The organism is Salinifilum aidingensis, assembly GCF_054782015.1.
Genome location: NZ_BAAGTH010000019.1, coordinates 63,784 through 84,107 on the forward strand (window position 1 = coordinate 63,784; position 20,324 = coordinate 84,107).

The 20,324-nt window shown below is 72.6% G+C and carries 17 protein-coding genes; 6 read left to right on the plus strand and 11 right to left on the minus strand.

From position 1 onward, the window contains the following. Window positions 1-8 precede the first annotated feature (8 nt). Complete coding sequence (locus ACYVJE_RS21215; protein WP_461145838.1) at window positions 9-2,084, minus strand: putative bifunctional diguanylate cyclase/phosphodiesterase; 2,076 nt, start codon at window positions 2,082-2,084, stop codon at window positions 9-11. A 408-nt stretch (window positions 2,085-2,492) separates the two neighbouring features. Here ACYVJE_RS21215 and ACYVJE_RS21220 point away from each other — a divergent pair, with 408 nt between their 5' ends. After that, on the plus strand, window positions 2,493-3,647 hold the full coding sequence (locus tag ACYVJE_RS21220; RefSeq protein WP_461145839.1) for a beta-ketoacyl synthase N-terminal-like domain-containing protein: 1,155 nt from the start codon (window positions 2,493-2,495) through the stop codon (window positions 3,645-3,647). A 76-nt stretch (window positions 3,648-3,723) separates the two neighbouring features. Here the strand turns inward: ACYVJE_RS21220 and ACYVJE_RS21225 are convergent, their stop codons facing one another. Both ACYVJE_RS21225 and ACYVJE_RS21230 read right to left on the minus strand, forming a co-directional pair. After that, window positions 3,724-4,431 carry a dienelactone hydrolase family protein gene (locus ACYVJE_RS21225; protein ID WP_461145840.1) on the minus strand — a complete coding sequence of 236 codons (708 nt, stop codon included), beginning with the start codon at window positions 4,429-4,431 and terminating at the stop codon, window positions 3,724-3,726. A gap of 83 nt (window positions 4,432-4,514) precedes the next feature. Further along, window positions 4,515-5,639, minus strand: a complete 1,125-nt coding sequence (locus ACYVJE_RS21230) for a J domain-containing protein (RefSeq protein WP_461145841.1) — start codon at window positions 5,637-5,639, stop codon at window positions 4,515-4,517. Window positions 5,640-5,872: 233 nt separating this feature from the next. Here ACYVJE_RS21230 and ACYVJE_RS21235 point away from each other — a divergent pair, with 233 nt between their 5' ends. Beyond that, window positions 5,873-6,079: a hypothetical protein gene (locus ACYVJE_RS21235; protein ID WP_461145842.1), complete on the plus strand. Its 207-nt coding sequence runs from the start codon at window positions 5,873-5,875 to the stop codon at window positions 6,077-6,079. A gap of 880 nt (window positions 6,080-6,959) precedes the next feature. After that, entirely contained in the window at window positions 6,960-7,706 is a 747-nt protein-coding gene (locus tag ACYVJE_RS21240; RefSeq protein WP_461145843.1) for a Mut7-C RNAse domain-containing protein, read from the plus strand. A 21-nt stretch (window positions 7,707-7,727) separates the two neighbouring features. On the opposite strand, the gene ACYVJE_RS21245 is transcribed toward ACYVJE_RS21240, so the two are convergent. Then, window positions 7,728-8,531, minus strand: coding sequence for an SGNH/GDSL hydrolase family protein (locus ACYVJE_RS21245; protein ID WP_459155918.1), 804 nt, complete (start codon window positions 8,529-8,531; stop codon window positions 7,728-7,730). A 534-nt stretch (window positions 8,532-9,065) separates the two neighbouring features. On the opposite strand from ACYVJE_RS21245, the gene ACYVJE_RS21250 reads away from it, so the two are divergent. Then, window positions 9,066-10,427 carry a NupC/NupG family nucleoside CNT transporter gene (locus ACYVJE_RS21250; RefSeq protein ID WP_461145844.1) on the plus strand — a complete coding sequence of 454 codons (1,362 nt, stop codon included), beginning with the start codon at window positions 9,066-9,068 and terminating at the stop codon, window positions 10,425-10,427. A gap of 224 nt (window positions 10,428-10,651) precedes the next feature. Beyond that, window positions 10,652-11,233 carry an isopentenyl-diphosphate Delta-isomerase gene (gene idi, locus ACYVJE_RS21255; protein ID WP_459155920.1) on the plus strand — a complete coding sequence of 194 codons (582 nt, stop codon included), beginning with the start codon at window positions 10,652-10,654 and terminating at the stop codon, window positions 11,231-11,233. A 24-nt stretch (window positions 11,234-11,257) separates the two neighbouring features. On the opposite strand, the gene ACYVJE_RS21260 is transcribed toward idi, so the two are convergent. From ACYVJE_RS21260 to ACYVJE_RS21285, 6 genes are all read right to left on the minus strand, one after another. Next, the gene (locus ACYVJE_RS21260; protein ID WP_461145845.1) at window positions 11,258-11,902 is read right to left on the minus strand and encodes a class II aldolase/adducin family protein; all 645 of its coding nucleotides are present in this window, start codon (window positions 11,900-11,902) and stop codon (window positions 11,258-11,260) included. 16 nt (window positions 11,903-11,918) lie between these two features. Then, a complete protein-coding gene (locus ACYVJE_RS21265; protein ID WP_459155922.1) occupies window positions 11,919-12,395 on the minus strand; it encodes a ribose-5-phosphate isomerase in 477 nt (158 codons plus the stop codon). 31 nt (window positions 12,396-12,426) lie between these two features. Beyond that, the gene (locus ACYVJE_RS21270) at window positions 12,427-14,169 is read right to left on the minus strand and encodes a dihydroxyacetone kinase family protein (RefSeq protein ID WP_461145846.1); all 1,743 of its coding nucleotides are present in this window, start codon (window positions 14,167-14,169) and stop codon (window positions 12,427-12,429) included. Between the two features lie 94 nt (window positions 14,170-14,263). Beyond that, complete coding sequence (locus tag ACYVJE_RS21275) at window positions 14,264-15,754, minus strand: FGGY family carbohydrate kinase (protein ID WP_461145847.1); 1,491 nt, start codon at window positions 15,752-15,754, stop codon at window positions 14,264-14,266. Continuing rightward, on the minus strand, window positions 15,751-16,809 hold the full coding sequence (locus ACYVJE_RS21280) for a 2-hydroxyacid dehydrogenase (RefSeq protein ID WP_461145848.1): 1,059 nt from the start codon (window positions 16,807-16,809) through the stop codon (window positions 15,751-15,753). The genes ACYVJE_RS21275 and ACYVJE_RS21280 overlap by 4 nt, the downstream gene beginning before the upstream one ends. Window positions 16,810-16,852: 43 nt before the next feature. Continuing rightward, the gene (locus ACYVJE_RS21285; RefSeq protein ID WP_461145849.1) at window positions 16,853-17,590 is read right to left on the minus strand and encodes an HAD family hydrolase; all 738 of its coding nucleotides are present in this window, start codon (window positions 17,588-17,590) and stop codon (window positions 16,853-16,855) included. 144 nt (window positions 17,591-17,734) lie between these two features. Here ACYVJE_RS21285 and ACYVJE_RS21290 point away from each other — a divergent pair, with 144 nt between their 5' ends. Beyond that, window positions 17,735-18,535: a DeoR/GlpR family DNA-binding transcription regulator gene (locus ACYVJE_RS21290; RefSeq protein WP_461145850.1), complete on the plus strand. Its 801-nt coding sequence runs from the start codon at window positions 17,735-17,737 to the stop codon at window positions 18,533-18,535. Window positions 18,536-18,610: 75 nt separating this feature from the next. Here ACYVJE_RS21290 and ACYVJE_RS21295 read toward each other — a convergent pair whose 3' ends face one another. Continuing rightward, window positions 18,611-20,260 carry a family 43 glycosylhydrolase gene (locus ACYVJE_RS21295; RefSeq protein ID WP_461145851.1) on the minus strand — a complete coding sequence of 550 codons (1,650 nt, stop codon included), beginning with the start codon at window positions 20,258-20,260 and terminating at the stop codon, window positions 18,611-18,613. Window positions 20,261-20,324 lie beyond the last annotated feature (64 nt).

Below are 20,324 nucleotides of genomic sequence, written 5' to 3' on the forward strand. Positions count from 1 at the left end.
GCCCCTCGTCATTCGCGCTGCAACCCCGCGCGCAGCTCGGCGGCGGGAAGCGGGTGCGAGAACAGGTACCCCTGGTACAGGTCGACGCCCAGCTCGGTGAGGGTGTGCAGCTGGCTCGTCGTCTCCACGCCTTCGGCCACGCAGGTGCGGTTGAGCACGCTGGCGATGTCGGTGACGGCGCGGGCGATGGCGTGGTCGACGGTGCTGTCGTCCACGCTGGCCACGAACCGGCGGTCGAGCTTGACGGCTTGGGCCGGCATGTCCTTGAGCCGGGCCAGCGAGGAGTACCCCGTGCCGAAGTCGTCGATGGCGAACCGCACGCCGTGCTCGGCGAGTTCCGTCATGGCGCGGTGCGCCGCAGGGGTGAGCTCCACCAGCTCCGTTTCGAGCATCTCCAGCACGACCCGGTCGGGCGAGATCCCGGATTCGGCGATGATCCCGGTGACGTCCTCGACGAAGCGCGGGTCGGTGGGCAGCAGCTGCGCGAGGTTGACGGCCACGGCCGGTGGCTGCCCGCCGGCGGCGGGCCACGTGGCCGCTTCCCGCAGCGCGGTGCGCAGCACCCAGCAGTCGAGCTCGCGCAGCAGATCGGCCTGCTCGGCCACGGGCAGGATCGTGCCGGGGGTGAGCATCCCGTGCTCGGGGTGCGGCCAGCGCAGCAGCGCTTCGGCCTCCACGACGGTGGCATCGGTGGAGACGATCGGCTGGTAGTGGAGGGCGAGCTGGTCCGTGCGCATCGCCTCCCGCAGCTGCCCCTCGAGGCGCAACTGGGCCTCCGCCGCGGAGACGAGCGCCGGATTGACCAGGGAAACGCGGCCGGGGCCGCGCTTCTTGGCCTGGAACATGGCCATGTCGGCGTAGCGCAGCAGGTCCTGGCCGGTCATGCCGCCCTCGAACATGGCGGCTCCGGTGGAGGCGGAGACGCTGATGAGCTCGTCGCGCACGGGCACCACGGTGCGCAGCGCCGCCGAGACGTGCTGGGCCAGCCGGTCGAGCTCCTCCCCACCGGGGCCGACCTCGGGGCAGACGACGAGGAACTCGTCGCCGGAGATGCGCGCGACGTAGCAGCCCTCCGGCACCTCCCGCTCCAGCCGGCGCGCCAGGGTCGTCAGCAGTTCGTCCCCGGCCTCGTGCCCGAGCGAGTCGTTGATCCGCTTGAAGTTGTCGATGTCGCAGAACAGCAGCGCGATCTGCGTGCGCTGCTCGCGGGTGAGCTCGGCGAGGACGTCGTTGACCCCCTTGCGGTTGAGCAGTCCGGTGAGCTCGTCGTGCGTGGCCTGGTGACGCAACCGGTCCTCGGTGGCGCGCTGCTCGGTGATGTCGCGCAGGATGACCTGGTAGGCGGGGCGCCCGCGCCACATGATGCGCACGGAGACCGACTCGACGAGCACGGTGCTGCCGTCGAGGGGGTGCATGGTCACTTCCGTCGGTTCCGTCCGCTCACCGTGCGCGTCCAGTGCGGCGATGCGTTCGCGCAGCGCGGGCAGCGCGGGGGCCGCGATGAAGTCGCTGATGGGACGGCCGAGGATGGCGGTGTCCGCCTCCGCTCCGACCAGGCGGACGGCCGCCGAGTTGACGTAGGTGACCACACCGTCCTGGTGCACGCAGATCGCCACCGGGGTCAGCTCGGTGAGCAGCCGGTAGCGCTCGGCGAGATCCGCGAGCGCGCGGCGGTCCTGGTGCGCCTCCGAGGTGTCGGTGACGGCACCGAGCAGTTCCTCCTCGCCGCCGCGCCAGGAGCGGCGGGCGCGGAAGCGCACCGCGCGCTCGCGCCCGTCGGGGGCCTGGAACGACTGCTCCAGCTCCAGGTCGCGCCAGACGGGGGCGGTGCGCGCGGACACGATCAGCGGGGCGGCGAGCTCCTGCAGTCGGGAACGCTGCTGCTCGAACGCGGTGCCGGGCATGGCGAGCAACCGCTCCAGCCCCGTGGAAGTCCAGCGCACCTCGTCCCGGGCGAAGTCGTACACCCACAGGACGGCGTCGTTGAGCGCGAGGGCCAGGTCCACGAATTCCCGGTCCGCAACGCCTCCGTCCAGCTCGTCACCTGCCGGGAGACGGTCGGCATCCCGAGGTTCAGACTGCATGGCCCCTCCGACCGCTCCGACCGATGAGCAAACCGGTGGTCACGCTGGGAACGACGACCTCCTACTCCATTCGGATCCGCCGACTCCCACCGTACTGGCACCCGGTGCCCGCTACCGGATGGCGGAACCCGGGGACGCCACCCGAAAAACACGTTGCGCGCAAGACAGCACCTTGGGCCTGCGTCCTTTTTGTGTGATCTTAATCCATTGCGGCGATACTCGTGGGATCGTGAACACATTTAGTGTCCGAACAGCGAATCTCCTCGTCACCGTCGGATGAAAGCGCGGACACAGCGGCACGATCGCACGCCCCGGCGCCACCTCCGCCTCGCGCCCCTCCCCGCTCACGTTCCGCGCCACGCACCTTCCCGCCTTCCACCGCGCAGCGGACGACGGAGGAGACATCCGATGACGAAGCAGCACTGCGACATCACCGGCATCGGCGCGGTCACCGGCTACGGCTGGGGAACCCCGGCGCTCTGGGACGGGCTGTGCAGCGGGGAGTCCGCCGCCCGTCCGCACACCGAACTGTCCGCGGATGGTCAGGACGACGTCTGGGCCGCGACCGTCACCGACGGCGGCGACCCGGCCGACGGCCGGGGACGCTTCCAGCGCGCCATGCGCGCCGCCGCCCGCGAGGCCGTCCAGGACGCGCGGCTCCGCGGCTGGCGTCCGACGGGCACCGTCGGCCTGCTGCACGCGGTCGTCCTCGGCGAGGTGGACCTGTGGAAGGACTTCTACCTCACGAGCAACGGCCGCCTGCCGGTGCGCGACTACCTCTCGCTCATGCCGTCGACGCCGATCTCCACGCTCATGCAGGAGCACGACTTCCACGGCCCCGCCATGAACGTCGGCGCCATGTGCGCCTCGGGCAACGCCGGGCTGCTCACCGCCAAGGCCTGGCTGGACGCCGGCATCGTCGACGACGTGCTGTTCCTCGCCAGCGACCTGTCGATCACCCCGGAGAACGTCGAGCACTTCCGGCGGCTGGGCGTGGCCATCACCGACACCGAACCGCTGCAGGCCTGCCGGCCCTTCCAGGAGGGGAGCCGGGGCTTCATCATGGGCGAGGCCTCCGTCGGCATGGTGCTCTCGCGCCGAGCGGCGAACCCGTACCTGCGCGTCCGGGGCGGGGCCATGACCCACGACGCCCACCACGTCACCTCGATCGACCCGAACCGCGCCGAGATCACACGCTGCTTCACCGAAGCCCTGGACAACGCCGCGGTCGACCCGAGCCGGGTGCGCTACCTCAACGCCCACGGTCCCGGAACGACGCAGTGCGACCGCACCGAGGCCGCGATCGCCGACGAACAGCTGCCGAACGCCGAGCTGTACTCGGTCAAACCCCTCGTGGGGCACTGCCAGGGCGCGGCCTCGGCGGTCGAGCTCGCGGCCTCCGCCCTCGGGCACGACCGCGGCCTCCTGCCGGCCCCGCGGCCCGTCGCCTCCGGGCACGAGCGCCTGCTGGCCGGTCCCACCGCGGCGCAGCCGGGGACGACGGTCAAATCCGCGATCGGCATGGGCGGGCACAACTCCGTGCTCGTGCTCGACACGCCCTGACCCGTTCACCGCTGGTCGCGGAACCACGGCGCACCGGATCCGCGCGTCCCCGCGGCGGGCCCTCCCCACCGGGCTCTCACCGCTCGGACCCGCCGAGCTGCGCGCGCAGGAACCGCACGGTGCGCTGCCAGGCCGATCCCGCGGAATCCGCGTGGTAGCTCGCGGGATTGCGGTCGTTGCAGAAGGCGTGCCCGGCCGGGTACAGGTGGATCTCCGGGTGCACCGGCGAGTCGCGCTCCACGTGCTCGCGCAGCTCGGCGATCGCCTCCCGGCTGATCGTGCGGTCGTGCTCGCCGAAGTGGCACAGCATCGGCGAGGTCAGCCCGGAGAAGTCCGTCTCCGCCACCGCCGGCAGACCGTAGAAGGGCACGGCGGCCCCGACGCGGTCGCCCTGCTGCGCGGCCAGCACGATGGCGAACTTGCCGCCCATGCAGAAGCCCACCACGCCGACGCGGGCGGACGTCGTCCGCGGGTGCGCCAGCAGGTGGTCCACCGCGCCCGACAGGTCCCGCGTGGCCTGCTCGACCGGGAGCTCCTGCATCATGCGCGCGGCTTCGGAGGGGTCGTGCGTGGTGCGCCCGCCGTAGAGGTCCGGAGCCAGCGCCACGAACCCCTCGCGCGCGAGGCGGTCGGTGATGTCGGCGATGTGGTCGGTCAGCCCCCACCACTCCTGGATGACGACCACACCGGGGCCGGGCGCCTCCGGCTCGGCGAGGTACCCGTGCGCGGTGCCCCCGTTGCTGGGGAAGCTGACGTTCTGCTGCGGCCGACTGCCCTCGGTCACCGTTGACCCTCCTCGCTTCGCGTTCGACGACCCCATCCTCCCGCCCGCGCCCCGCCGGGCCCCGGAGCGGGGCGCGGGCGGGATCAGCACGTGACCACCCGGTCGAGCACCGCCACCACCGCGTCCCGGTCCACCGCCGCCGCATCGGCGGCCAACCAGCCGCCGATGTCGCGGACGAACCGCGCCGGCGTCATCAGCTCCACGTCCCCCGGCGCGTCCTCCTCCGCGGTGACCTCGCCCTCGCGGTTCGGGTACAGCAGCGCGACACCCCGCACCTGGACGCCGGGCAGCAGGTCGGCGAAGGCGGCCATCCCGTCGGCGAGCGCCGTCGCACCCCCGCGGAACCGGTGGCCGTTGCGCCACACCGACCCGTCCGCGTCGATCGCGTAGTGCCCGGGCAGCCAGCTCTTCGGCTCGACGAGCACCAGGCGGCGGCCGCACAGCACCGCGTGCGGCACGTCGGCGAACACCGACCCCGGCCAGGCGAGCCCGTGGAAGATCCGCGCGCCCGGCATGCGGGTGAAGTACCGCTTGCACAGGTGCGCCGTGAGCACCTGGACGCGTCTGTCCTGCTGGTCCGGAGCCCCGAAGACCCGTTGGCCGCCGAGCCGGGCGTGGAAGTCCCGCTCCCCGCGGCGCGCGCGGAGGTACCGCCGCAGCATCACCACCACGGCAGCTCCGGCGGTGATCACCAGCGACAGCCAGGAACCCAGCAGCACCCCGCCCAGCCGCACGGTCGACCCGGTGAGCAGCAGCAGGCCCCAGGCGCCGAACATCGCCAGCACCGAGGCGCGGTCCGGGCCGGACGCGGGCACCAGCCGGACGCGATCGCGCGGGTCCACCCGGTTCCACCAGGGCAGGTCCTCCGGCCCGAGATCGGGCAGCCGCGGCTCGTGGCGCGGGTCCTCGCCGAAGGCGGAGCGCTTCCAGCGGGCCCCGCGCGGGAACGTGCGGGCATCGGGCGCGGAGGGCTCGTCAGAGCCGCGCGGGGCGGGGGGCGCCGCCCCGCCGCGGCTCCGGTCGTAGCGGGCGCGACTGGCCGGATCGCGCAAGGTGTCGTAGGCCTCGCGCAGCAGCCGGAAGGTCTTCTCGGTTCCGCCGACGTCCGGGTGCATGGTGCGCGCCAGCGAGCGGTACGCGGACTTGATCTCGGCTGCGCTCGCCTCCGGTGACACCCCGAGCAGCTCGTAGTAGTCGGTCCCGCGCACGTGCTCTGAGTACCTCCGTTCGGCCCGCTCGGCGCCGGTCCGCGCCCGCGACCAAGATCGCAGATCGCCGCGCGGGACGCGACGGACCCGGAGGAGTGAACCACGACCGCCCGGTGAGCTCCATCGAGGAACGCCCGTGATCGGAACGACCGTCCCGTGCGCCGACCGGAGCAGCTCGGCAACGACCGGGTGCAGTTGCCTCGCGAGGCGAGGGCGCGGGGGCTTTCACCCTCGTGCTCGGGATCATCGGCTTCCTGCTGGCCTGGATTCCCTTCATCGGCTTCTTCGGCTTCATCCTCGGCGTGCTCGCCACGTCCCTGGACGGGGTCGGCATTTATCGGGTGCACAAGGGCATCGCCACGAACCCGGTCGTCGCCTACGTCGTCGCCGGGCTCGGTGTGGCAGCTTTCATCGTGAGCCTCGTGGTCTTCGGCGGGTGATGAACTCCATCGATCAGGAGATGCAGCGCTCCGCCGATTCGGACGTGTCGCAGCAGCAGCCCGCAACGGGAGAGTTCGCCACCGCCAACTGCTCCGAGTTTTACTGATCCCGCGAACCACGCGGCGTCTCCGGGAGTGTTTCCACGTCAGCACCCCGGCGGTGCGCGTCGGGTTGCGCCGCACGGCTGGCACGTTCGGCGTCTACTCGCCCCGCCCGGCGGTCAGGTGATCAAGCACCACTTCACCTCGGAGATCACCGCCGAAGCCGCGAAGACGATCGCCGGAACGCCGCGGGAGAGACCGAACGTGTCGGATGCGCGGAGGACCAGCGGACCGCGGTGGAGCCTTGTGCGACGCCTGCCGCGACCAGTTCGATCCCGGCAGCTGAGCACGCCGTGTGGCTGCAGTACCCAGCTGTGATCACCGTGGAGGAGCGAAGGGCCGCGACAGTGCTCCAGGTGCGCGAACGACGTGCGGTCCTCCCCTCCGGTCAGCCCCTGAGCAGCTGCTCGGCTGCACCGGCACGAAAAAACCCGCTGACCGACCGGGTCAGCGGGCTCTTCTCACGGGCGGCCGAGGCGATCGATCGCCTCTCCCTTCCGGCCACCCGGTCAGCCGCGCGCACCCTCTGGAGCGCCTGGGCGGCGCGGCTCGTCCACGTCTGTTGTGCCTGCCGCTTCCGCGCCGCCGGAGCGCGGCCGGCGGAAGCCAGCTGCGGACATGCTACCAGCCGATGGCCACGCGCAAAGCGCGACGCGCCCGTTGCCCGCCCCCGCCGGCTCGACCCGCCTGTCTCGTTCTGTGCTGCCGGGCCGAGTCGCCGGTTCCACGCTGCCGGCTCGCGGCGACAGCACCGGCGCGGTCGGCCATCATGGCCGGTGTGGTGGCCGCGAGCGTCGTGCTGTGCGTCGATCCCGAGCTGCAGCTGTTCCTGTCCGCGCACCGCCGCGCCGGACGGGTGGTGGTGCCCAGCGACGGCACGGCCACCATCGCGCACCTGGCCGAGTCGGTGGGGGTCCCCGCCACCGAGCTCGGCGGCGTCCGGGTGGAGGGGTCCCGGGTGGATCCCACCCACCGCGCCGCCCCCGGTTCGCGGGTGGAGCTGCTGCCGGTGCCGCGCCCGTCCACCACGGCCGAGAGCTTCGTGCTGGACGTGCACCTGGGACGCCTGGCGCGGCGGTTGCGGCTGCTCGGCATCGACGCGTCCTACCGCAACGACGCCGCCGACGACGACCTCGTCGCGCGTTCCCGCGCCGAACACCGGGTCGTGCTCACGCAGGACCGGCGGCTGCTGTGCCGCCGCTCCGTGTGGGCCGGGGCCTACGTCTACGCCGCGCACCCGGACGAGCAGGTGCGGGACGTGCTCACCCGGTTCGCGCCGCCGCTGGCCCCGTGGACGCGGTGCACCGCCTGCAACGGGAAGCTCGCGCCGGTGCCCAAGCAGGAGGTCGCCGACCGGTTGCCGGCCGGGACGCGGCGCTGCTACGAGGCGTTCGCCCGGTGCCCGGAGTGCGGGCGGGTGTACTGGCGCGGCGCGCACGCGCGCCGCATCGACGCGTTCGTGGCCGAGGCCCGCGCGGTGCACCCGCGCGGAGGCGGAGGCCCCGTCCCCTCCCGCGAGCGGTGAACGCCCGGCCGCGGGCACCGGTCACCCGGCGGCCGCGTCGAGCACGGGCAGGTAGCCGCTCCCGTGGCCCTCGCTGTTGGGGTGGAACGACTCGCTGACCACCACCTCGGGGCCGTTGATCCACTCCTGCTCGCCGCACACGCCGTGGCCGTCGAACGTGCCGCGGACGTCGAGGTAGTCGAAACCGGCCCGCTGCGCGGCCTGCTCGATGACGCCGCTGAGCACATCCGCGCCCGCGTTGAGCCGCTCGCGCTTGTGCTCGGTGAAGCCGGGGATCGGGCACGCGCCCGGTTCGGTCAGCCGCGGGTAGCCGAGGACCAGGACGCGGGCGTTCGGCGCTTCCTCGGCGATGGCCCCGTAGGTCTCGTCGAGCGCGGCGGGCAGCTCGCCGCGCGCCCGCTGCTCGCCCTCGCTCACCCGCTCGTCGCAGGTCTCCTCGCTGCCGAGCAGGCACGCCGTGACGATCTCGCCGAAACCGATGTCGTTGCCGCCGACGGAGACCGTGACCAGGGTCGTCGCCTCGTCCAGCGCGGACAGCTGCGCGCCGGTGACGTCGTCGGTGGTCGCACCGCCGCAGGCGACGAAGTCGAACTCGGCGGGATCGTGCTGCTGCGCCCAGAGCTCCGGATAGGCCAGCGGCCCGCGCTTGCAGTCGCCGCTGTCCGGGTCGTACTCACCCGTGCCCACTCCGGAGGCGTAGGAATCCCCGAGCGCCGCGTAGTGCACCACCGGTTCCGCCGCGGCCGCCCCGGCGGAGCCCGCCGCTCCCAGAGCGACGGCGAACCCGCAGGCCAGCGCGCGGAACCACCGCGATTCGCACCGCACGTCATGCCCCCTCGTCCTCGCGCGTCCGCCCTCGCCGCGGACGATCACGGCCGCGATTCAACCCGGCATTCAAGGCACAACGGGCTCCCTGGCGTGAATTCGCCGCGCACGCCCCTCGACCGGAAGAATCCGCGCTCGGCGACCGGCCCGTCCGCGCGACGCCCTGGCGGCCGGCGCGGCGCACCAGCACCGCGGACCGGCACCGCCCGGTCCGGTCGGGAACCGGTGGCCGGGAACCGGTGTCGGGGGAACGGCGGAAATCCCGGAGGCACCGTTCCGCACCCCGCGGTCGGAATCGCAGCATTCCGGAACAACGCGGGGCGGAACCACCGCGCCACCGCGCGCGGGAATCGGCTCCGCTGCGGAAACGGATCGATAACGTTCGCGGCGCGCGCGCAGCGCACGCCGGTGCAGCGGGCGCGTTGCGCCCTCCCGGTGTGGTGGTGTTCGGTGCGGGATGACAACATCCCGTGGTCGAACTGCTCATACCCGATACCGGGCGGGTTCCACAGAAACAGGGAGGGCGGAAATCCCGTGCAAGTCCTGTGGGGAATCGGCGGCATTCTCGTGGTGCTGCTGCTCGCGGTCGCACTGTCCACCAACAGACGCGCGATCCGGCCGCGCACGGTCCTGGGCGCGCTGGCCATTCAGATCGTCTTCGCCGTCATCGTGCTGCGCTGGGACGTGGGCAAGCAGGTGCTCGCGACCGTGGCCGACGGCTTTCGCCAGGTCATCAACTCGACCCGGGAGGGCATCGACTTCCTCCTCGGGCCGGTCATGCCCGAGGATCCCAGCGAGACGGTCGTGGCCTTCCAGGTGCTGCCCGTCATCATCTTCGTCGCCTCGCTGAGCGCGATCCTGTACCACTGGAACATCCTGCAGTGGGTCGTGCGCATCATCGGCGGCGGGCTGCAGAAGGTGCTCGGGACGACGCGCGCGGAATCGCTCAACGCCACCGCCAACATCTTCCTCGGGCAGACCGAAGCCCCCCTGGTCATCCGGCCGTTCCTGGGCCGGATGACGCGTTCGGAGTTCTTCGCCGTGATGGTGGGCGGGCTGTCCACTGTAGCCGGAACGGTGATGGTGGGCTACGCCCTGCTCGGCGCGCGCCTGGAGCACCTCATCGCCGCCAGTTTCATGGCCGCACCGGCGGGCCTGCTCATGGCCAAGATCATCATGCCGGAGACGGAGAAACCGCGCAGCGACCGCGTGCTCGAAAAGCACGGCGGCAACGGCTCCGACGGCGCGGAGTCCGGCTCCGACGGGGCGGGAGGGAACACCTCCGAGGGGTCCGAATCGGACGGCTCCGAACCGGACGAGGAGTCGCAGGGCTCCCCGGGGGCCGACCGGCAACCCGGCGAGGACACCGGGGCCGAGCAGAAACCGCGCAACGTCATCGACGCGGCCGCGGCCGGCGCCCTCGACGGGCTGCGGCTGGCGCTGAACGTCGGCGCGATGCTGTTCGTGTTCGTCTCCCTCGTGGCGCTGATGAACCTCATCCTCGGCGGCATCGGCGGGTGGTTCGGCGCACCGGACCTCACCCTGGAGCAGATCCTCGGCTACATCTTCGCGCCGGTGATGAGCGCGATCGGCGTGCCGTGGGACGAGGCGATCGCCGCGGGCGGCTTCCTCGGGCAGAAGATCGTGCTCAACGAGTTCGTGGCGTTCGCCGACTTCGGACCGCAGATCGACCAGTTCAGCGAGAAGAGCGCCACGATCATCACCTTCGCCCTCACCGGATTCGCCAACGTCGGCTCGCTGGGCATCCTGCTGGGCGGACTCGGCGGGCTCGTCCCCCAGCGGCGCAGCTGGATCGCCCAGTACGGGATCCGCGCGATCCTCGGCGGAACGCTGGCGAACCTCCTCAGCGCCGCGATCGCCGGCATCCTGGTGTAGCTCCGCACCAGGAGCGCGGAGGACGCGGAGACTCCGCGGACGGGCCGTTGCGGGCGGGTGGAGGGGTGGAGGGACCTCCACCTCCCTCCACCCCTCCACTCACCTCATCGGACGCTCCCCCGATCGGCCACGTGCTGTACCCGCCCGCTGACGAACCGCTATTCTTGCGCACGCCGCGCACACCGCGCAGGCGACCGAACAGCTCGAGGCGAGGAGGGACTTTCGTGGAACAGGTGGTTTTGCTCGATGACGCCGGAGCGGCCATCGGCGTCGAGGACAAGGCGACCGTCCACCACCAGGAGACGCCGCTGCACCTCGCCTTCTCGTGCTACGTGTTCAACGAGCGCGGCGAATTCCTGCTCACCCGGCGAGCGGACCACAAGCTCACGTGGCCCGGCGTGTGGACCAACAGCTGCTGCGGCCACCCCTCCCCCGCGGAACCCGTGCCGGAAGCGATCGAACGGCGCCTCGGCGACGAGCTGGGCCTGGCCGTTTCCGCTCCGAACGTCGTGCTCAGCGAGTTCCGCTACCGCGCTGTGATGGACAACGGCCTCGTGGAGAACGAGATCTGCCCGGTGTACGTGGCGCGCGCGCACGAGGATCCGCAGCCGAACCCCGAGGAGGTCGCCGAGGTCCGCTGGGTGGACTGGAAGGAGTTCACCGCCGACGTGCTCGCCGGCCGCACCGCGGTCTCCCCCTGGTGCGTGCAGCAGGTGCAGCAGCTCGTGGAGCTCGGTCCCGAACCCGCCCAGTGGCCGAACGACTCCGAGGGCAAACTGCCCGCCGCGGCGCGCTGCCCGGTGTGACCCCGAGCAGCGGCGGCTCCGGGCTCAGCGCTGGCCGTACGTCGTCAGGCGCTGGGTCACGCGGGCCATCTCGTCCGAGCTGAGCAGCTGCGGTTCACCGACCTGGCGGGCGGTGAGCCACACCTGGCAGAGCCACTCGAGCTGGCGAGCGCGGTTGTAGGCGCTGCGCAGGGTGGAACCGAGGGTGATCGTGCCGTGGTTGCGCAGGACGCAGCCGGCCGAGCCGCTCAGCGCCCGCGACATCGCATCGGCCAGCTCGGCCGAACCGTAGGTGGCGTAGTCGGCCACCCGCACGGTTCCGCCGAACTCGGCGAGCTGGTAGTGCACCGCCGGGACCTCGTCCCGCACGAGCGACAGCGCCGTGGCGTACAGCGAGTGCGTGTGCACCACGGCACCGGCCTCGTGCCGCGCGTAGGCGGTGAGGTGCATGGGCAGCTCCGACGTGGGCTTCATCCGGCCGTCGACCACGTTGCCGTCGAAGTCGACCAGCGGGATGTCCTCGACGGTGAGCTCGTCGTAGTCCACACCGGAGGGAGTCACCGCGACGAGATCGCCGCACCGGATGGAGACGTTGCCGGACGTGCCCACCACGAGGCCGTCCGCGGTCATCCGGCGGCAGATCGCGATGACCTCCGCGCGCTGCTCAGTCCAACCGGAGCTGCCCGACACCTGGTCCTCCTCGGTCCTACGCAGGGTGCGACTCCGCTTCGTAGGCGCTGATCGCGGCGACCTTGCTCGCCGAGGCCGACGCCTCGTCGAAGCGGTGGTCCAGCCATTCCGCGGCGAGCTTACGCGCCAGTTCCCGGCCGATCACCCGCTGCCCGAAGCACAGCACCTGCGCGTCGTTGCTCAGCACGGCGCGCTCCACGGAGTAGCTGTCGTGGGCCGTCACCGCGCGGATGCCGGGGACCTTGTTCGCGCTGATGGCCACGCCCAGGCCCGTGCCGCACACGAGCAGCGCGCGGTCCGCCCCGCCCTCGGCCACCACGCGCGCGGCGTTCACCGCCACGTGCGGGTAGGCCGTGTGCTCGTCCGAACCGACGCCGACGTCGGTGACCTCGGCGACGCGCGGGTCGGCGCGCAGGTCCTCGCGCAGCACGTCCTTGTAGTCCATGCCCGCGTCGTCCGAGCCGACGACGATGCGCCACGTTCCAGCACTCATCACTTCGCACCTTTCGTTCGAGATCACCGGTTCACGCAACCGGATCGGATTCGCGCAGCACCGCGCCCACGCGGGTCACCACCATCGCCAACGAGGTGGCGCCCGGGTCCGGTGTTCCACGGCTGCGCTCGGCCAGCGGGCGGGCCCGCCCGGTCTTCGGCACCAGCTCCGCGGTCGCTTCGGCCGCCCGCGCGGCGGTCTCGGCCGCGCTGCTCCACAGCGCGCACGGATCCGCGGCGGACTCGTCCGAGCGCAGGCTCTCGACGAACGGCAGGAGGGCGTCGAGCAGGGTCTTGTCCCCCGGCTCGGCACCTCCCAACCGGCGCACCGCGTCCGCGGCCGCGCCGGCCGCCGCACCCAGGTCGGCCGCGGTGACCGCGCGGTCGTCCGGGAGGTTCTCCCCGAAGGACGCCAGGGCCGCTCCCCACAGGGCTCCGGACGTGCCGCCGGCTCGTCCGGCCCACGCGTCGCCCGCGGCCGCGAGCACGTCGGCCGGACCGGCTCCCCGCCCGGCGGTCTCCGCAGCGGCCTCCGCAGCGGCTGCGCTGCCCCGCGACATCCCGCGGCCGTGATCGCCGTCCCCGGCGATCGCGTCGAGCTCGCCGAGCCGGTCGGACTCCCGGTCGAGCTCCTCGGCCACCCCGCGCAGCGCGCGCACCACCTGCTGCGCGGTGCGCTGGCCGTCCGGCCCCGCCGCGCGGGCCGGCGCGGCGGTCTCGACGGTCTCCGGGGCGTCGAGCTCCTCCGCGGCGTCCAGGTCGGCGGGCGCGATGCTGCCCTTGCGGTAGGCCGGGGTGTCCACCGGCGCGTGCCAGAGGCGCTCCAGCTCCTCGTCCAGCCAGGTGAGCGTGAGCGAGCACCCGGCCATGTCCAGGCTCGTCACGAGTTCGCCGACCTCGGGCGCGACCACCTCGACACCGGCCTCGTCGAGCAGCCGCGCGACCGTGCGCCACACGACGAACAGCTCCTCGTACTTCGTCGCGCCGAGACCGTTGAGGATCGCGGCCGCGCGCGGGCGAGTGCCGTCGGCCGGCACCGGGGCCTCCTCGAGCAGCCCGTCGACGAGGACCTTCGCCAGCTCGGCGGCCGAGGGCATGTCGGTCTCGGACACCCCCGGCTCGCCGTGGATGCCCAGACCCAGTCCCATGCGCCCGGCGGGGACCTCGAACAGCGGCGCGTCCTGCCCCGGCAGGGTGCAGCCGTCGAAGGCCACGCCGAGGCTGCGGGTGCGCGCGTTGGCGTGCCTGCCCGCGCGCATGACCTCGTCGAAGGAGTAGCCCTCCTCGGCGGCGGCCGAGGCGATCTTGAACACGACGAAGTCGCCGACCACGCCGCGGCGCCGCTCGGCCTCGCCGGCGGGTGCGCTGGCGACGTCGTCGGTGACGACGAGGTTCTCCGCGCGGATCCCCTCCCGGCCGAGCCGTTCCGCGGCCAGCCCGAAGTTCATGTTGTCCCCGGCGTAGTTGCCGAAGGAGAAGATGACACCGCCCCCGCTGTCGACCGCGCGGCCGACCGAGTGGGCGTCCTCGGCCGAGGGGGCGGTGAAGATGTTGCCGATCACCGCGCCGTCGGCGAAACCGGGTCCGACCACGCCGCAGAACGCCGGGTAGTGCCCGGATCCACCGCCGGTGACCACGGCGACCTTGCCCCGGCGGCCGCGCCGCGCGCGCACCACACCGCCGGGGACCTGGCGCACGTAGTGCGGGTTCGCGGCGACGAAACCAGCGGTCATGTCCTCTGCGAACGACGAGGGATCGTCATGCAGGCGAGTCATTCGCGTTCTCCTTCGCCAGCCGAACGCGCCCGCGCTGTCGACGAGCGGGCGGCTCGGATCGTTGTCGGTGCGGTGGTGGTTGCGGAACCTTCTGCTACACGGGAGTCCCCAGGCACGTGCTGGGAGCTGCGGCCTGCCACAGCGGCCGAGCGCGCTCCAGGCTCGCCAGGTACTCGCGGTAGCCCCGCTCGTAGAACTCGGCGGCCTCGGGGTTCGGTGCGATCTCGTGCCGCGCCGCGGCCCACTCCTGCCGGTCGATCGGCTCGCCGAGGGCTTCCCACGCGGCCAGCGCCGCACCCCGCGCCCCGACGCCTTCCTCGTCCGGCACGTGCAGCGGCTGGCCCAGCACGTCGGCGAAGATCTGGCTCCAGCCGCTCGACCGCGCCCCGCCGCCGCAGGCGGAGACGGTGCCGTGCAGACCGGCGGACTCCAGGTTGTGCCGCGCGGCGTAGGCCACGGCCTCGCAGATCGCCCGCACGAGATCAGCCGGTGTCGTGTCCAGCGACAGACCGGTGAACTGCCCGCGGGCGTGCGGCTCCACGAAGGGCGCGCGCTCACCGGAGGTCGACAGGAACGACAGGGCCGAGACCCCGCCCGCCCCGGGCGAGCTCGCCGCCAGCATCTCGTCCAGGCGGTCCACGGTGGAGTTGACCGTGCGCAGCACCCAGTCGAGGTTGGCCGTGCCGACCATCGCGGGCATCACCCGCAGGTACTGCGCGGGCCACGGCGTCGCCAGGTACATGCCGGCGGGCTCGCCGCGCGGATCGATGACGACCTCGTCGCGCAGCACCTGGCAACCGAGAGTGGTGCCGATGACCAGCGTTCCGTCGCCGAAACCGCTGATCCCGGCACCGAACGCGCAGGCGGGCAGGTCGAACGGTCCGGCCGAGACGGGCAGGCCCGCCGGCAGGGCGAGCAGCCGCGCGGTCTCGGCGTTGAGCGCGTGCAGCGTGCCGGCGGGCGCGGGGTCGGCGAGCAGGTGGCGGTACTGCTCGATCCCGCAGGCGGCCAGGGCCTGGTCCGAGTAGGTGCGCGCGGCCACGTCGAGGAACGGCATCGACGCGTCGGAGGCGTCGACCGTGACGGACCCGGTGAACCGCTGCACGATCGCGTCCACGCAGTAGCCGGCCACGGCCGCGCGGTCGAGCCGCTCCGGTTCGGTCTCGGCCAGGTGCGCCAGCAGCGGACCGTGGGCCCCGGGGAACATGCCCGAGCCGGTGCGGGCGAACACCTGCTGCGTGACGCCGGAGGCGTGCCAGTGGTCGAGCACGTCGGCGGCGCGGCCGTCCATCCACGAGATCGCAGGTCCGACGGCCTCGCCGTCGCGGTCGCGCAACCACAGGCCGTCCCCCTGCCCCGTCAGGGCGAGCGCCTCCACGGTCTCGCCGATCTCGGCCGCCGCGGTGCTGACCTCGCGGACGACGTCGACGACCGAGCGCACGACCTCGTCGAGGTCCTGCTCGACCCGCCCACCGGACAACCGGTGCACCGTGCTGCGCACGCTGCGCGTCACCCGCGCGTAGCCGTCTCTGCCCAGCAGGGACGCCTTGGTCACCGACGTCCCCACGTCCACCCCGATGATCATGCCCGCTCGTCCCCGATCCGCTCGAGGACCCCGGGGTTGGCCACGAACCGCGGCCGCTGCCCCTGCACGAAGCGGGCCACGTCGGCGGCGACGATCTCGGCGGCGCGGTGCGCCGTCTGCCGCGTGGCCCCGGCGAGGTGGGGGGTGGTGATCACGTTCGGCGCGTCGAACAGCGGCCACTCGCGCGGAGGCGGTTCGATGTCGTAGACGTCCACGGCCAGCGCCCCCAGGTGCCCGGACCGCAGCATCTCCGGCAGCGGCGCGTAGTCGAGCAGCCCGCCCCGCGCGGAGTTGACCAGCACCGCCCCCTCCGGCAGCAGCTCGAGGTTGTCCGCGTTGAGCAGGTGCTCCGTCTCCGGGGTCAGCCGCGCGTGCAGGCTCACCACGGAACTGCTGCGCAGCAGCGTTTCCAGGGAGACCGCCCGCACGCCGTCGGCGGCCGCGTCCGCGTCGCTGACGAACGGGTCGTGCACGAGGACCTCGGCGTCGAAGGCGCGCAGCGCCCGCGCCACGATCCGCCCGATCGCACCGTAGCCGACCAGGCCGACGGTGCTGCCGGCCAGCTCGATGCCCGCGTTGTCGTAGGCGTAGTAGTCGCCGCGCCAGTTGCCGGCCTTGAGCTCGGCGTCGGAGCGCGGGATGTGCCGCAGCGCGGCCAGGATCATGCCGACGGCGAACTCGGCTGCGGCCGCCGCGTTGCGCCCGGGGGCGTAGCTGACGACCACGCCGCGTTCGGTCGCGGTGTCCAGGTCGACGTTCACGGGACCACCGCGGCAGACCCCGAGGAACTTCAGCTGCGGGCACGCCCGCAGCACCTCCCCGGTGAAGGGCGCCATCTGGGTCGCGACGACCTCGACGCCCTCCAGCGCGCCGAGCAGCTGCTGCTCGGTCCCGCTGGCCTCGGACACGTTGCCGACGGGGCCGAACGGTTCGACCGGCCAGGGCAGCTGCAGCTCGCGACCGGGCGGGGCCTGCTGGCCGAGCTCCCGCTCGATCGCGTCGAGGAACACCCCCGGGGACACGAAGTGGTCGCCCGCGGCGAGAAGTTCACTCATGCCGACTCCTTCGTCTCGTACGTGCCGCCGCGCCCGGGTGCGGTCAGCCGCGGGTGGGCTGCGCCAGCGCCCCCACCAGGTAGTGCCGCACCTCGTCGAGCGAGCCCGCGGTGTAGGCGGACCCGGCCAGCGCGTCCTCCGCCGGCGGGTAGTCCCGGTTGGGGTGGGCCACCACGGTCATCCCGGCCGCGGCCGCCGCGCGCAGGCCGTTGCTGGAATCCTCCACCGCCAGGCACCGCTCGGGAAACCCGCCCAGCCGTTCGGCGGCAGCCAGGTACACGTCGGGGTTCGGCTTGCCGCGCGCCACCTCCGCGCTGGAGACGGTGGCGCTGAAGCACTCCTCGAGCCCGTTGCGCACCAGGACCGCGTCGATGAGCCGCCGCGGCGCCGAGGAGGCCAGGGCGATGGGCGCGACCTCGGACACCTCGGCGACCATGCGGGCCGCTCCGGCGAGCGGCTCGACCTCCCCGCCGTCGAGCGCGGCGATCATGTCGTCGACGACCGCGCGCTCGGTGTCGACCGGGCTGTCGCCGGCGCCGCTGAACTCGGTCAGGAACGCCGCCCACTCGGGCGCGCTCATCCCCTGCACCTGGCGGGTCTGCTCGGCGGTCCACTCCTTGCCGCGCGCAGCGGCGAACCGCGCCCACATGCGCTCCCAGAGGTGTTCGCTCTCCACGAGCACGCCGTCCATGTCGAACACCACGGCGCGGAACTCCTCCGCCGTCCCCGCGAGCCGACCGGCCTCCGCCGCGCCCTCGACCCCCCGGTCCGGTTGGGCCATGCCGTCCCTCCACATCACGTCGATGCCAGAAAATTAACATGTTCTTGTTTATTAGTCACTACCTTCCTGATAATTCATGGGATGCGACGACGCGCCGACGTGCCCGCACGTGGACGACCACGACGTGCGAGAGAAGATGAAAGCATGAGCTCCGGACCGAAGAAGCAGTCACCGCGCCTCGCCCGCCAGCAGCGCATCGTCGACCACGTGCTGGGGCAGGGGTTCGCCAGCGCGACCGAGCTCTCGACGCTGACCGGCGTCAGCCTGATGACCGTGCACCGCGACATCGACGACCTGGTCACGCGCGGACTGCTGCGCAAGTACCACGGCGGCGTGTCGGCCCAGCCCTCCACGGTGTTCGAGAGCAGCTCCGACTTCCGCCTGCACACGCGCACGCGGGAGAAGGAGGCCCTGGCCGGGGAGGCGATCAGGTTCGTCAGCCCCGGCATGTCGGTGCTGCTGGACGACTCCACGACCGCGCTGGCGCTCGCGCGGCTGCTGCCCGACGTCGGCCCGCTCACCGTGGTCAGCAACTACCGCCAAGTGGCGGAGACGCTGCGGCAGGAGCCCGACATCCGGCTCATCGGGCTCGGCGGGGAGTACTCCCGCACGCACGACTCCTACCTGGGGCTGCCCTGCAAGGAGATGGTCAACACGTTCTCGGTGGACATCGCCTTCCAGTCCACCTCGGGGATGAACGGGCAGATGACCTTCCACCAGGAGCAGGAGGTCGTGCTGATCAAGCGCGCCATGCTCGACGCGGCCGAGAGGACCGTGCTCATGATGGACGCCAGCAAGGTGGGCCGGGCCGCGCTGCACCAGCTGGCCCCCGTCGGCCGCTTCGACCACATCCTGCTCAGCGGGGAGGTCGACGAGGAGCTGATCGCCGGCATGCGCGAGCTGACCGACGTGCGCCACGCCCGGTCGCGAACTGACTCTCACTGATTTTGCGAATATTAACTGCTGTGGTGATAGACCACTGCCCGGATCGGCGACGTCCGCCTCCTCTCCGCGGCGGGCTCAGCTCCGGCCGCCCGCACCGGTGTTGTCGATCAGCACGGTCGTCCGCACCGGCCGCGTCCCGCCGGGAGCCTCCGGCGCGCTGTTGACCACGTCGACGAACCGCCCGTCGGCGGTGCGCCGCTGGTAGCGCAACACCAGCTCCGCCGCGCCTGGGCGCAGGCCGCGCACCACGGCGCGGCCCGCGCGCATCTCGACGCTGGCCACCGACGCCGGGGACACCTCGGCCACGACCCGGTTCGCCGGGTGCTCCAGCGGCATCGCCGCGCCGGAGGCCGCCCGCACCTCCACCCCCACGGTGGCGCCGCCCCCGCCGGGCTCGACCACCGCGGTGTCCGCGCCCAGCGCGAACGGCGCGACACCGGACGGCAGCGGCTCGTCCGAGGTGGACTGGTGGATCGCCAGCCGCGCTCGGTCCGGATCGAGGCTCATCCGCTCGGTGTACAGGCGCCGCTCGGAGTCCATGTCCGGCCGCCCGTGGTGGAGGTAGAACAACTCGGTGCCGTCGGGGCTCGCGCTGATGCTGCCGTGGCCGGTGGAGAACATGCCCATGTCCGGATCGGTGCGCAGCACGGGGTTGTCCGGACTCTTGCGCCACGGGCCCAGCGGGTGCTCGGCGACGGCGTAGCCGACGCCGTAGTGCGGGCCCGCGTAGCTGTTGGCCGAGTAGGTCAGGAAGTACAGCGGCCGGCCCTCGCGCGTGCGCGCCTTGACCACGCTCGGGCCTTCCTCCCACCGGCGGTCCTTCTTCTCCCCGCCGCTGTCGGCGTAGTCGTGGACGTGGGCGTTCTCCCAGGCCTGCTCGTCGCCGCCGTAGTCGAGGACCGGGGTGAAGCCGTCCTTGCGGACGGGGTCGCCCGGCGCGCCGTTGGCGTCGCGGTAGGCGTCGGCGATCCGCGGCGGCGTGGTGCCGGTGGGGTCGTTCCAGAAGGCGGGGTCGAGCTCGACCGCGTAGATGCCCGCTTCCTCGACGTACTTGCCGAGGTCGTGGTCCCAGACCCAGTTGCGGTAGGCGTTGCGCGAGAAGTACAGGTAGATGCGCCCGTCGTCGAACAGCAGGGTCGGGTCGATCGTGGGCACGTAGGTGCCCAGCGGGGCCGTCCGGCCCTCCTCGAGGGTCTCGGGCGGCTTGCGCTCGGGTTCGTCCATGATGAGGTTGACGTCGTGGTAGTCCGGGTCGTACGGGCGGTAGTCCAGCGGCCCGTCGCCCAGCGGTCGGAACGGTCCCGCCGGGGAATCCGCCACGGCCACGCCGAGCTTGCTCGGTTCCTCGAAGTCCGCGTACCGGAAGTGCTCGGCCGCGAGGTCGCGGCGCAGCCGGGCGGAGTAGAACAGGAAGTACTTGCCCGTCCCCGTGTTGTGGTAGACCTCCGGCGCCCAGAACCAGTCGCGGCCCCACTGCTGCGCGTCCGCCGGCAGGGCCCCGCCGGGCAGCCGCTGCCACGTCGCCATGTCCGGCGAGCGGTGGACGGCGAAGTGGTGGCCGGGGTCGGCTCCCGTCGTGGAGTAGGCGTAGTAGTAGCCGCTGGCGGGATCGTGCAGCACGAACGGATCGGCCCCCGGGGTCTCCCCGGCGTTGTGGTAGGTCGCGTTCGAGTCCCCGGTCATCGCCGCGCTCACCAGCACCAGTGGAAGCACCAGGGCGAGCATCCGCACCACCCCGGCCGGACGGCTCCCGGCGCGGTCGCCGCGCCGCTCGGCCCCACCCTCCCCT

Excerpts from the sequence above, each read along its gene's own strand:
- ACYVJE_RS21220 (WP_461145839.1), top strand. The coding sequence starts at position 2,493 with ATGACGAAGCAGCACTGCGACATCACCGGCATCGGCGCGGTCACCGGC.
- ACYVJE_RS21290 (WP_461145850.1), top strand. The coding sequence starts at position 17,735 with ATGAGCTCCGGACCGAAGAAGCAGTCACCGCGCCTCGCCCGCCAGCAG.
- ACYVJE_RS21270 (WP_461145846.1), bottom strand. The coding sequence starts at position 14,169 with ATGACTCGCCTGCATGACGATCCCTCGTCGTTCGCAGAGGACATGACC.
- ACYVJE_RS21275 (WP_461145847.1), bottom strand. The coding sequence starts at position 15,754 with ATGATCATCGGGGTGGACGTGGGGACGTCGGTGACCAAGGCGTCCCTG.
- ACYVJE_RS21280 (WP_461145848.1), bottom strand. The coding sequence starts at position 16,809 with ATGAGTGAACTTCTCGCCGCGGGCGACCACTTCGTGTCCCCGGGGGTG.
- ACYVJE_RS21265 (WP_459155922.1), bottom strand. The coding sequence starts at position 12,395 with ATGAGTGCTGGAACGTGGCGCATCGTCGTCGGCTCGGACGACGCGGGC.
- ACYVJE_RS21285 (WP_461145849.1), bottom strand. The coding sequence starts at position 17,590 with ATGGCCCAACCGGACCGGGGGGTCGAGGGCGCGGCGGAGGCCGGTCGG.
- ACYVJE_RS21215 (WP_461145838.1), bottom strand. The coding sequence starts at position 2,084 with ATGCAGTCTGAACCTCGGGATGCCGACCGTCTCCCGGCAGGTGACGAG.
- ACYVJE_RS21295 (WP_461145851.1), bottom strand. The coding sequence starts at position 20,260 with ATGCTCGCCCTGGTGCTTCCACTGGTGCTGGTGAGCGCGGCGATGACC.